General features: G+C 61.9%; 8 protein-coding genes. 3 read left to right on the forward strand and 5 right to left on the reverse strand.

Translation table 11 applies throughout. The annotated features are described in order from the left end of the window. Positions 1-560 precede the first annotated feature (560 nt). Together VF515_09035 and VF515_09040 are read right to left on the reverse strand one after the other, a co-directional pair. Positions 561-1226, reverse strand: coding sequence for an AAA family ATPase (locus VF515_09035; GenBank protein ID HEX7407777.1), 666 nt, complete (start codon positions 1224-1226; stop codon positions 561-563). Between the two features lie 83 nt (positions 1227-1309). After that, positions 1310-1477, reverse strand: a complete 168-nt coding sequence (locus VF515_09040; protein ID HEX7407778.1) for a hypothetical protein — start codon at positions 1475-1477, stop codon at positions 1310-1312. An 864-nt stretch (positions 1478-2341) separates the two neighbouring features. Here VF515_09040 and VF515_09045 point away from each other — a divergent pair. Then, on the forward strand, positions 2342-4096 hold the full coding sequence (locus VF515_09045) for a glycosyltransferase family 39 protein (protein ID HEX7407779.1): 1755 nt from the start codon (positions 2342-2344) through the stop codon (positions 4094-4096). A 15-nt stretch (positions 4097-4111) separates the two neighbouring features. Here VF515_09045 and glgA read toward each other — a convergent pair whose 3' ends face one another. The 3 genes from glgA to lon all read right to left on the reverse strand — a co-directional run bounded on the left by glgA (position 4112) and on the right by lon (position 9192). Continuing rightward, the gene (gene glgA, locus VF515_09050) at positions 4112-5560 is read right to left on the reverse strand and encodes a glycogen synthase GlgA (GenBank protein HEX7407780.1); all 1449 of its coding nucleotides are present in this window, start codon (positions 5558-5560) and stop codon (positions 4112-4114) included. A gap of 38 nt (positions 5561-5598) precedes the next feature. Beyond that, complete coding sequence (gene galT, locus VF515_09055) at positions 5599-6597, reverse strand: galactose-1-phosphate uridylyltransferase (protein ID HEX7407781.1); 999 nt, start codon at positions 6595-6597, stop codon at positions 5599-5601. A 177-nt stretch (positions 6598-6774) separates the two neighbouring features. Further along, complete coding sequence (gene lon / locus VF515_09060) at positions 6775-9192, reverse strand: endopeptidase La (GenBank protein ID HEX7407782.1); 2418 nt, start codon at positions 9190-9192, stop codon at positions 6775-6777. A 257-nt stretch (positions 9193-9449) separates the two neighbouring features. Here lon and VF515_09065 point away from each other — a divergent pair, with 257 nt between their 5' ends. Beyond that, positions 9450-9917, forward strand: a complete 468-nt coding sequence (locus VF515_09065) for a DUF4149 domain-containing protein (protein HEX7407783.1) — start codon at positions 9450-9452, stop codon at positions 9915-9917. Between the two features lie 35 nt (positions 9918-9952). Continuing rightward, on the forward strand, positions 9953-10717 hold the full coding sequence (locus VF515_09070) for an HAD family hydrolase (GenBank protein HEX7407784.1): 765 nt from the start codon (positions 9953-9955) through the stop codon (positions 10715-10717). The last annotated feature ends 1073 nt before the right edge of the window (positions 10718-11790 follow it).

Consider the following 11790-nt stretch of genomic DNA (forward strand, 5'->3'; position numbering starts at 1 on the left):
CCTCTGTTGCCATTTCCGGCAACGGATGAGGGCTAGGGTGGAGGCCATTCTGAAGGCAGTTGGACTGCGTAAATTTACGCAGTCGATGAGTTAAACCCCGCAGTTCGCCACGCACGCATTACCAATTCTGAAATGACAGACTAAGGGTTCTCCCGGCACGGCTGTTGCTGCCGGTGGGAAATGAGGCGTTCCCGGGCAAATCCGGCAAAGGCTTTGCCTGACGTTCGCTCGGACAACCGCAGGAGGAGGAGCGAGAAATTATGACAGGGAAGAAGGGGAGCTAGCCACCATGACCAGAAGGACAAGGAGCGACCAATCATGACAGGAAAGAAAAAAAACCTCTTTATAGAAGCCTCGCTCATGGCGGCGCTTGCCTTGGTTGCCGGCGTGGTGCTGAGCGCGGGGATCGCCTCGGCGAAATACATGGCGGACGGCGCCGTGCAGAATGGCATAACCGGTGGCTGGGTCACGCCAAATGACATGGTCTGCATAGTCGGGGTGCACACTAACGGCACCCTGGACATTGCTTCCGGCGTAACAAACAGCAGAAATTGTATCTATTACACCACCGGTCTTACCGGAATGAACCCGGTTGATGTGACCACTTCTTCTATGTGTGGCACCGCGGGGACAGCAGCGTGTAATGTAGCGGCCAATTGCACGGGCACAAACGCTACCACGCTCGGTACCTTGACCTGGGTCGGAACGAGATATTTGCTGCTGGCCAGAACGCCCGCTTGGGTAAAAATGCCGATGGTGGGTGGACAGTCAATGATTACGTAATCGTACCACTGCGCCTTGTCTTGGAGGTACCGGGCTAGGCGATGCTCGGTTCCGCGAATCGAGTTCTCGATTTCCATCAGTCTCAGCGTCGATGGTATCAGGTCAAGCCTACCGTGCCCGCTCCCGCCATCAAGGATCGTGATGCTGCATGCCGCGAGCGATTTTGCTTTACCCGTGCCCTTCGCGAGTCCAGTAATCGTATTGACTGACCCCGGCCGCCGAGGAACAAAAATGTCGAGTAAGGTGCCCTTCTTCTTATCCTTCGTGTGAGCAAGATAAGCCTCGCCCTCCAGTAGGTACTGAGTTGCGTTGAACTGCGGATCGGTGTCCACGATCAAGACATTTTTCCCGTGGAACTGCGCCAGTCCATAGGCGATATTCACGGCGAGCGTTGTCTTGCCGACGCCGCCCTTCATATTGATGAATGATATCACCTGGCCCATGGGGGCGCCCTCTATCACGGAAGACGGCCCAGCCGCTAGCGGCGTTATGGTTGCTCGGGTGGTTTTCGAAAATGGTGGGACGGTTACCGCCCCGTATTCCGCTTCGGCTTCAGCCGCTCCCGGCGCCACGCCGCATCGCGCCGCTTCAGCTCGTCTTTGCTGACGCTGAGTATCTTTTTCATGGCTCCCGTGAAGCGATCCAACGCTTCCGAGCCTTCAATCATGTCGCGGGCTGGGGCTGGCTTGGGCATGCGAATAGAATACCACCTGAGCGAACTTCTCCGCAATCCGATAGTGGCGCACTTTCGTCGGTGCGTCCGCAGCTATCTATGATCGGCGGCGCCGCAGAACGGCGACACCACTCATACAGAGCAGCACGAACATGAGTATCAACATGGCCTTGCTCACCGCCGGCGCAGGGGCCTTGCAGTGAGGATCTTGGGCGCAGGCCGGGTCTACGCAGTCGGTGAGGGTGTTCCCGGTCCAAGCATCGTTGTTCACGCCGTCGGCACACTCTCCTGCTTCGGTTGTCGGACAAGCGGCAAAGGCGCCTACGCCGCACGTGCCGGTTGGACTGACCATGATTGCGGAACCGAGCGGCGGTGCACAAAAGCCGCCGGTGCAGTCCGTATTCGCTGTGCATGATTTCCAAGCCGGGTTCCCGCAAGTTTCCATGCAACAGGCCGACCAGGAAGGCCTCGCCGTTGTAAGAACCGCAAGAACCGCAGCCGCCACAACTATCATGTACCCCACCTTCATGCCCGTCTCCTTTTGCCTTGACGCAAGGACCCGTAGGCCCACCCCATCCCACAAGAGTAGCGGGCTGTCAAGGCAAGGATCGTTCGTACGGCAGCGAGGATTAGCCTAGTATGTTAGTGCCCTAAATAGGACAGTACCGGCCTGCGGGGGCGCCGCATGCAATCGAGCCGCGCCAGGTGCGACATGGCGCAGTGCCTCGGCCGGTCTCCACTTGCTTGCACGGGCTGCGCCAGTGAGGCATTGAAAGACGACCGACCAGCCGCCAATCCTTGCCGGCGGCGGCTCGACGCACGAGATTGATGTTCAAGCCGCCATCGTTCCCACCCTCAGCCGCTGAAATTCGGTCGCAGCCGGGCATGCTCGACGGGCATTTCGTTCTCCGCATTGGCGCGCTGGCTGCCGCAGGCGCGGGTGTCGTACTGTGGCCGCGGTCGCACGCGGGGTACGGCTTGGCGTTTTGGCTGTGGGCGGGGGGCATCGCTGCCTATGTTCTCAGTTTTCGGCGCGCCGACCGAGCCTTGGCGCCGCCACCGGCGATCGTTCAATTCGGCCTCATCGGTGTCCTTGCCCTTGCGGCCGCCCTGCGGCTTGTCGCGCTCCAAGATATCCCAGCCAACATCAGCATCGATGAAATCCTGCCCAGCCTCGAAGCCCTGCATATCGCGCGGGGCGGCGCGCCGAACGTGTTCTCCAGCGTCGGCTGGTTCAGCATGCCGAACCTGACCTTTTCGTTTGGCGCGCTGGTCATGAGGCTCGCGGGTCCCGATGCGTTTCTTGCGGCGCGGCTGTCCTCGGTGTTGATGGGGATCGGTGGCGTTGCCTCCGTGTTCTTGCTGGCGCGCCGGCTCTTCGGGGATCGCGTCGGGCTGATGGCGAGCTTTTTCATGGCTGTTTCGTTCTGGCACATCCACAACAGCCGGACCGGGTTTCCGTTTGTACAATCGTCGCTGTGGACGGCCCTGGCGCTCTACCTGCTGGTGCGTGCGCGGCAGGACCGGAGCCGCACCGTGCTGGCCCTTGCCGGCGTGATTCTAGGCTTGGCACTGCAATGTTATTTCCCCATACGCATCCTTCTCCTGCTGTGCCCGCTCTTCTGGCTTGCGGACTGGTTGCTGGATCCCGTCCCGCTACGGACGATGGCGGCCGACACGGCCACGTTTTGGGGGGCGACATTGCTCGTTTTGGCACCACTGCTTGTGTCCGTGCCCTGGGATGTGCTCGCCGGCCACTCGCAAGACGTGCTGCTCTCGCATCCGGGAAGGCTACAGCATTTTGAAGCCTTGTATCACGTCACGGGTCTGCCGGCGGTGTTGGGCCGCAACCTTCAGGAAGCGGCAGCGATGTTCACAGAATGGGCGGACGTCTGTGTGATGAATCGTTCTCCGGCCGGCTTGTTGGATACGGGGACGCTGATCGCCTTGGTCATCGGTGTCCTTGCTGCCGTGCTGCAGGGCGACACGCGTGCGCTCCTGCTCGTAGTGTGGGCGGCCCTCACCTTTGTGCTGGGCGTGGCGTTCAGCGATGCGCCGCGGGCATCCTACAGGCTTGCGCCGGCCATGCCGGCGCTGCTCACCCTTGCGGCGTTTGGCGTCGACCGCGCACTCCTCGCGGCGACGCCCCCGTGGCGCTGGTACCGCCTCAGCGTGCGGCCGGTGTTGATCGCCGGTATCGGGCTGTGGCTGCTGCTGCAGAACTACCACTTGTTCTTCATCGACTACGCCGAGGGAGACGGCCGGGAGAATGCCGATTCCGCTGCGCGAAGACTGGCCTTGTCGCACTGCGATGGGCGCATGTTCTGCTTCGTGGGGGATTGGCTCGCCATGAATGCGACCGTGTCTCAAGAGCCGCCTGCCTTGGACCTGTTTTGCCCCGAGCATCGGCCCGTAGATGCCAGCCAGATCCCTGGAGGGATAGAGACTACACGGCCCGCCACCTTCCTGATCCTCTTGGCGGACTCCCGTGTGACTGAGACTCTGCGCCGCTGCTACCCTTCCGCGCAGGTCACCACGCACCGGAGGCGCGATGGGCGCCCGCTGTTCACCAGTGTGGATGTCTCCATCGCCGACCTGGTCAGCGGCAGATCGTGTCCGGTCCAAACTCAGGCGCCGTGAGGAAAATCGGGTGACCTACTTGAGACGGGCGAGACGCCGGTACAGATCGACGTAGGCCTGGGCCGATCGGTCCCAGGAGAAGTTAGCGCGCATCGCATTCTGGATCAGTGTCTGCCACATCTGAGGGGTACCGTACGCGTGCAGTGCTCGCTCGATGCAGGCCATGAGGGCCTCACCAGTATAGTCGACGAACTTGAATCCCGTTCCTTCGCCGCTGTTCGGATCGAAGTCGGCGATGGTGTCCTCCAGACCGCCAGTGGAGCGGACGATCGGAATGGTGCCGTAGCGCAAGCTGTAGATCTGGTTGAGTCCGCATGGTTCGTAGTGCGACGGCATGAGAAACATGTCGCTGCCCGCTTCGATCTTGTGTGCCAAGGCGTTATCGAAGGCGATGCGAACGGCCAGCCGCTTCTTGTGCTGGCGCGACAGGCTGGTGAACAGTTCCTGATACGAGGAGTCGCCGCTGCCCAAGACGACGAGCTGGAGCCGCTTGTGCAGCAGTTGGGGCGCAACCTGGCTCAGCAGGTCGAAGCCCTTCTGCGCGGCGAGACGCGACACGATGCCGATCAGCGGCTCCTCGGCGTGAAGCGGCAGGCCGACGGCGGCCTGCAAATCAGCCTTGCACGCGGCCTTGCCCGCCAGGTTGGCCCGGGAGTAGTGCGCTACGCTGAAGCGGTCGCACTCCGGGCTCCACTGCCCATAGTCCACGCCATTGAGAATCCCGCTCAGCGCGCTGCGGCGCGCCACCAATACGCCCTCCAGACCGCAACCGAACTCGGGAGTCTGGATCTCTCGAGCGTAGGTCGGACTGACCGTCGTGATGGCGTCGGCGTACACGATGCCGCCCTTCAGGTAGTTGATCTTGCCGTAGAACTCGAGCCCGTCCGGTGTGAAGTACCGCCAGTCGAGGTTCAGCAGGTGCCAGTCGAAGTGCCAGAACAGCCCTTGATAGCCGAGGTTGTGAATGGTCAGCACGGTACGGACGTTTTCCAAGCCCGGGTAACGGGTGGGGTCCGTGCGCAGAAACACGGGGGTGAGTGCCGTCTGCCAGTCGTGGCAGTGCAGGACATCAACCGTCCCGAGATGGGGCAGTAGCGCCGCGATGGCGCGGCCGAAAAACGCGAAACGCTCCGCGTTGTCCAGATAGTCGCCATCGGGCGTGCCGTAGAGCCCGGCGCGCGCAAAGTACTGGTCCGCTTCGACCAGATACACGGGGACGCCGTCCTCCATCTCCGATTCCAGCACCTGGGCCGTGACGGTCTGGTCTGAGACCGGCACCTGCAGCTGACATTCCTTCGGCCGAAGGGAGCAGCGTTCCCGGGAAATAGAACGGTAGGCCGGAACGACGACGACGACGTCCACGCCGAGCCGTTTCAGCGCTCGCGGGAGCGCACCGACGACATCCGCCAAGCCGCCGGTCTTGGCGAAAGGAACAGCTTCGGAAGCGGCCATTACTACCCGCATGCTCTGTCGTCCTTCTGTCGCCCCGGCGAGGGGCGGGCCTAATCGCCAGCTTCACGCAGGTGGCGCGCTGCATCCTCCGGGGGTACGGGGTTGATGTAGAATCCGGTGCCCCACTCGAAACCTGCGACCTTGGTCAGTTTCGGCATGATCTCCACGTGCCAGTGGTAGTAGCCGTCCTCTGGCTCGCGTGCGGGTGAGGAATGGATGACGTAGTTGTACGGCGGGGCATCGAGCGCTTTGTTCAAACGCCGTAGCGCGTCGCGCAGGGAGCGCGCGAGATTGCCATACTCGTGCTTGGTGATGCGCTCGAAGGCCTCGCTGTGGATCTTCGGTAGTATCCAGGTCTCGAACGGGAAACGCGGGGCGAAAGGACATACGGTCACGAACTCGTCGTTCTCTGCCACCAGCCGCACCTGATCCTCCCGCTCCTGGCGGATGAGATCGCAGAACACGCACCGCTCTTTGTGCCGATAGTACTCGCGCGCGCCGTTCAATTCCTCGGCGACATTCAGGGGAATGATCGGCAATGCGATCAGCTGCGAATGGGTGTGCTCGAGACTGGCGCCCGCTTCAGCGCCGTGATTCTTGAAGATCAGGATGTAGCGGAAGCGCCGATCCCTCTTCAGGTCGTGGACACGATCGTGATAGGCCCACAGCACGTCCTCGATTTGCTCTTCGCTGAGCTCGGCGAGATCCACCGTGTGATCGGGGCTTTCGATGATGACTTCGTGGGCGCCGACGCCGTTCATCATGTCGAAGATACCTTCGCCTCTGCGGCCCAGTTCACCCTCGATGCGCAGGGCAGGAAACTTGTTTGGTACTACCCGGACGCTCCAATCGCGGGAATCCTGAGCGCCGCCCTTGGTGCGATACGCAAGCACCTCGGACGGCGTTTCATGCTCATGGCCGACACAGAAGGCGCACTCGGTTCTCTTCCGTCCCTCGCGGGCGTGGGAGAAATCCGACGGGCGGCGTGCCCGTTCTGTGGCAATGATCACCCAGCGTCCCATGATCGGGTCTTTCCGGAGTTCTGGCATTGCCCGAAACCTTCGATCGATTTATCTCTTATCCGCAGTGGCCAAGCAAACTGTTTTTCCCGTAGGATCATTGGCGTCCTGCGAGGTGACAGTTCGGCGTGAACCGCCCGGCGTGCTGGTGAAAAGAGCAGATGATGCGGCCAAGATGCGCTCGCCCACGAGGGAAGAGGGCCGTCTTCAGGACGCCGCCGCGCGTAACTGTTGCGATTGATCGCGTGGCTCGAGGGCGTGCTCCAGAACCTCGTCGATGGTGTCGACGAAGATGAAGTGCATTTCGGCGCGCACGGTCTCCGGCAGGTCTTCAAGGTCCTTTTCGTTCCGTCTGGGCAAGATGATCGTGTTGATGCCGGCGCGCCGGGCGCCCAGCACTTTCTCCTTGATGCCGCCGACGGCGAGCACCTTACCGCGCAAGGTGATCTCGCCTGTCATGGCGACATCATGGCGCACGACACGGCCGGTGAGCAGTGAGGCCAGTGATGTGGCAATCGTCACCCCACCGGACGGACCGTCCTTGGGCACCGCTCCCGCCGGGACATGGATGTGCAGATCCAGATTCTCGAAAAAATCCGGTGCGATTCCCAGGCGTTCGGCGCGCGAGCGCACGTAGCTCAAGGCCGCTTGCGCGGACTCTTTCATCACCTCGCCGAGGTGGCCGGTGAGCAGCAGTCCTTTCTTGCCGCCCATCTTGGTGGATTCGATGAACATGATGTCCCCACCCATTGGGGTCCATGCCAACCCGACCGCCACCCCAGGGTCCTGCGTGCGCTCGGCGACTTCGGAAAAGAAGCGTTCCGGCCCCAGGAACTCGTGCACCTTGACCGGATCAACGGTGACCGGATCGGTCTTGCCTTCGGTGATGCGGCGGGCAACTTTGCGGCACAGGCTGCCGATCTCGCGCTCGAGATTGCGCAGTCCAGCCTCGCGCGTGTAGTGCCGAATCACATGGCTCAAGCCTTCGGTGGTGAAGGCGATCTGGCTTTCCTGCAGCCCATTTTCCCGGTGCTGCTTCGGAATCAGATGCCGGCGTGCGATCTCGAGCTTCTCTTCTTCGGTGTATCCCGCCATTTCGATCACCTCCATGCGGTCACACAGGGCCGGAGGAATGGGATCGAGCAGGTTGGCCGTGGTCACAAACATCACCTTCGAGAGATCGAACGGAACATCGAGGTAATGATCGAGGAAGGTGTTGTTCTGTTCCGGATCGAGCACTTCGAGCAACGCCGACGCGGGATCGCCGCGGAAATCGGCCCCCAATTTGTCGATCTCATCGAGCATGAACAGCGGGTTGTTGGAGCCGGCGTTACGGATATTCTGGACGATCCGCCCTGGCAGAGAGCCGATGTAAGTGCGCCGATGGCCGCGGATCTCCGCTTCGTCGCGGATGCCGCCGAGTGACAGGCGCACGAATTTCCGCCCCATCGCCCGCGCGATGGAACGCCCGAGCGAAGTTTTTCCGGTGCCGGGCGGTCCGACGAAGCAGAGGATGGGACTCTTCGGATCTTTCTTGAGCTGGCGCACCGCGAGGTACTCGAGAATGCGCTCCTTGATCTTGTCGAGATCGTAATGGTCCTCGTCGAGAACCTGACGCGCGTGCACCGTATCGAGATTGTCGTCGGTCGAGATGGCCCAGGGCAAACTGACCAGCCACTCGAGATAGGTACGCACCACGGTGTGTTCCGCCGACTCCGGCGGGATCATGCGCAGCCGGTCCAACTCGGCTTCTGCTGCCTTGCGCGCCTCTGCGGGGAGCTGCGCCGCTTCCATCTTCTTGCGCAGCTCCTCGATGTCGCCCGAGCGGCCGTCGGCCTCGCCCAGCTCCTTTTGGATGGCGCGCATCTGCTGCCGCAGGTAAAACTCCTTCTGGTTCTTGGTGAGCTCGGACTGGACCTGCGATTGGATCTTGTGCCCCAGTTCGACCAGCTCGATTTCGCGGTTGAGGATGGCGGAAAGCTTCTCGATCCGCGTGCGCACCTCGAGGGTGCTGAGCAGGTCCTGTTTCTCCTCCAGCGAAATGTTCAAATTCGATGCGATGAGATCGGTGACCTTACCCGGATCTTTGATGTTCATCACCACGACCTGCAGCTCGTCGGGCAGGTAAGGGATCATGGAGACGAACTTGGCAAACTGGTTGACCATGTGCGCCTGCATGGCGTCGAGGTCCTTGGACGGTTCGTAGGCATCGGAGAGCAGGCGGACGCGCGCCCGGAAGAACGGGGCGTGCTGGACATATTCAGCCATTTCCACGCGGCGCAAGCCTTGGATCAGAATGCGCACGCTGTTGTCCGGATACTTCAGCATTTTGAGGATGCGTCCGGCCGTTCCCCGGGGGTAGAGGGTGCTCACCTCTGGCTCTTCCTCTTCCGGGTTCTTTTGCGCCACCACGCCGAGCATGCGGTCCCCGGCGAGTGCCTCTTCGACCACCTTGAGCGACGCCCCGCGGGAAATGAGCAAAGGAACGATCGCGGACGGAAAGATCACCACCCCGCGCAAGGGGAGAATCGCCAGCTCCGTTGGCACATCGATGTCGCTCAGGTCTTCTTCGAAAGCGAGGAAGCGCTGCTCCTTGCCTTCGTGCTCCTTTTCCGACGTGCTCATGATTTCGCTCCCCGAGGGACGGGCAGTGCAGGATCCCGCTTCCAAGCGGCGGAGTGCTGCCCTGGCCGGTTCCGTTGGATCCGTCCCGTTCTCTTATCTTGGAGGGACAACATCGTTCTCCAATCTAATACACGACCCCGCCTGCCTCAAGGGGAGTGGCGCAACGGATGTGTAAACCACAGATCCGTGTTCCTTCTTTTCGCGCCGGTGTTCTGTTATCAGTGTTCTCGGTTACACCAGGAACCGGGACACTCTCAATGCTGTATGTGATCAAGTGGCTGTACCTTATTGCCCTCATCCTCTGGGTGGGTGAGGTGGTGTTCTTTTCGTTTGTCGCTGCGCCCAGCCTCTTTCGGATCTTTCCACCCGCCGAGGCTGGCCGAGCCGTTGGAGCAATCTTCCCGACCTACTATCGGATCGGATATGCGTGCGGCGGCGTTCTCCTGGTCGGTTCGCTGGTGTTCATTCGTGGTGGCGCGTTGGGAGCCTGGTGGACCGTGAACAGTCTCCTGTCGGCCGTCATGCTCGCGGCGACATTGTATGCCGGTACGGTGATTCTGCCGCGGGCAACGGTGCTGCGGCCGCAGATCCACGGGGCCGAGGCGCCACAGGACGTCAAAGACGAGTTTCAACGCCTGCACGGATTGGCCGTGACCCTGAACGGTGCGGTCTTGATGTGCGGTCTCGCTGTCAGCGCCATCACGGCGGCCAGCCTGCGGCCGTAAATGCCCGCACGCGTGATCTCCGAGAACATGCAGGGATGATCCGTCCTGTTCCAACCCGCCCCTGGCGTGGGCGTTCCCTCTTGTTTGATCTGTTTGGGACGCTGGTGCACTTCCGTCCCCGTGTGCCTGCGGTTGAAGCGGCGGGAGCACCGTGGCGCTCGGCGATGCATTGGTTGCAAGAGGCGGCGGCCAGCGAACTACCGCACGTCCGTTTCGATGACCTGCTGACTGCCTTGATGAACGTCACCCAAGATGTGGTCCGGCAGCGTCCACCCGAGTATCGTGAAGTACCGTCGTGCGAACGCTTCCGCCGGGCGTTGCTACAGCTCGACGTCGACGCGCGCGAAGCCCCAGCGCTTGCCGAGCGCCTGTCGCTGGTGCACATGTCCCACCTGGCTTCGATGACCGTCTTGCCGCCGGCGCATCCGCGCGTGCTGCAGGAGCTTGCTGCGCGCTATCGCTTGGGGGTGGTCTCGAACTTCGACCATGCCCTCACGGCGCGGCGCATCCTTGACGATCACGGTCTGACCGGCTTCTTCGAAGCCATCGTCATCTCCGAGGACTTCGGCCAACGCAAACCACACCCCGCAATTTTCGAGGCGGCGCTGCGGACGCTCGAGGTGGCAGCCGAAGACGCCCTGTTCATCGGCGACAGCCTCAGTGATGACGTGACCGGAGCCCGGAATGCGGGTCTGGCGGTAGCTTGGATCAACGCCAAGCATGATCCGCTACCTCCCAACGCGCACGCGCCGGACTATGTCATCGCTGCACTCAGCGATCTGCTGGCGCTCCTGGAGTGAGGCTCACGACGAGTGCTTCTTTCGGTGCTTCTTTGCCGGTGGCGCTGGGGTCTGGGTTGCCGATCCCGGCGTCGTTGAGCCCACTGTGGCCGCGGTTGCCGTGCTTTGCGGCTGCGGCGTCCGCGCTGGCGCTGTTGCGGTTGCCGGCGCAGGTGTGCGCCGTGCAGTTGGGGTAAGCGGCACGGCAGCAGTTGCGGCCGGTTGAGTTGCCGACTCAGCCGGCGTGCCTTCCTCGCCTGCCGGCGGTGCTTGCCCCGTAACTGCCTCCCGATCCCCTGCTGCTGGCGGCAGCGCTGCGGGCGGAGCCAGCGCACCGGGGATTCCCGGAGCCGCTCCAGGTGCTGAAACAATCGGTGCGGGTGCAACCGGGACGGCTGCCGGCGGCAGGGGAGGACGCACCGGGTTGTCTGGCGATCCACTAGGCCCAGACGCGAGACATGGCGTGTTTCCGACCAACGCTTGTATGGAGATGTTTTGGTCGTAAATCCGGCCGCCAGTCGGGGCAGCAAAGATCAGGTTCCCAATGCTGAGGGAGCAACAGGGGGAGGAGGGGGCGCTCGCGCGGTTGAACTTGCAAGAGAACAACTCGTCGTCAGCAATGGGGCTGGTGTCGGATACGGACAGGAAGAGCACCCGCATCGTCGAGTTGTCCGAAAAGAGTTTCGTCTGCACGTTCTTACCCGTTGAGGGGTTCGAGGCGCAGCTGGCGGCGTCGCCTCCCTGGCGTTCGACTGTCATGCAACTCGGATCCCAACTCAGATCCATCTGCAAGCCTCCCACCTGGCCGTTACTGCCGGTCATCAGGAAGATCACATCCGTCGATGCTGGTGCCGGGTTGGACGCTGCAAGTCCGCGCTCTCCCCAGAGACACAGAACGGCAACAGCCAGAGCGCCGAAGGTTCGCTGCCCTGCCGAATGTGCCATCATATCTGACTCCTCTCCTTGAGAATCATCCGCAACAGCCCCTCACCATAGCACGTCACGACACACGCTGTGAATCGCAGTAGTCAAAGAGGCGGCATCCTGGCATGGTGGGCCTGAAGGAGGAACCCCATGCACTTTGGCCTGACGAT

The organism is Candidatus Binatia bacterium, from assembly GCA_036382395.1.
Lineage (GTDB): Bacteria > Desulfobacterota > Binatia > HRBIN30 > HRBIN30 > JAGDMS01.

Bases quoted from the DNA above. Each gene is read 5' to 3' on its own strand.
- glgA (HEX7407780.1), bottom strand. From the start codon at position 5,560: ATGCGGGTAGTAATGGCCGCTTCCGAAGCTGTTCCTTTCGCCAAGACC.
- VF515_09065 (HEX7407783.1), top strand. From the start codon at position 9,450: ATGCTGTATGTGATCAAGTGGCTGTACCTTATTGCCCTCATCCTCTGG.
- galT (HEX7407781.1), bottom strand. From the start codon at position 6,597: ATGCCAGAACTCCGGAAAGACCCGATCATGGGACGCTGGGTGATCATT.
- VF515_09045 (HEX7407779.1), top strand. From the start codon at position 2,342: ATGCTCGACGGGCATTTCGTTCTCCGCATTGGCGCGCTGGCTGCCGCA.
- VF515_09035 (HEX7407777.1), bottom strand. From the start codon at position 1,226: ATGGGCCAGGTGATATCATTCATCAATATGAAGGGCGGCGTCGGCAAG.
- VF515_09040 (HEX7407778.1), bottom strand. From the start codon at position 1,477: ATGCCCAAGCCAGCCCCAGCCCGCGACATGATTGAAGGCTCGGAAGCG.
- lon (HEX7407782.1), bottom strand. From the start codon at position 9,192: ATGAGCACGTCGGAAAAGGAGCACGAAGGCAAGGAGCAGCGCTTCCTC.
- VF515_09070 (HEX7407784.1), top strand. From the start codon at position 9,953: ATGATCCGTCCTGTTCCAACCCGCCCCTGGCGTGGGCGTTCCCTCTTG.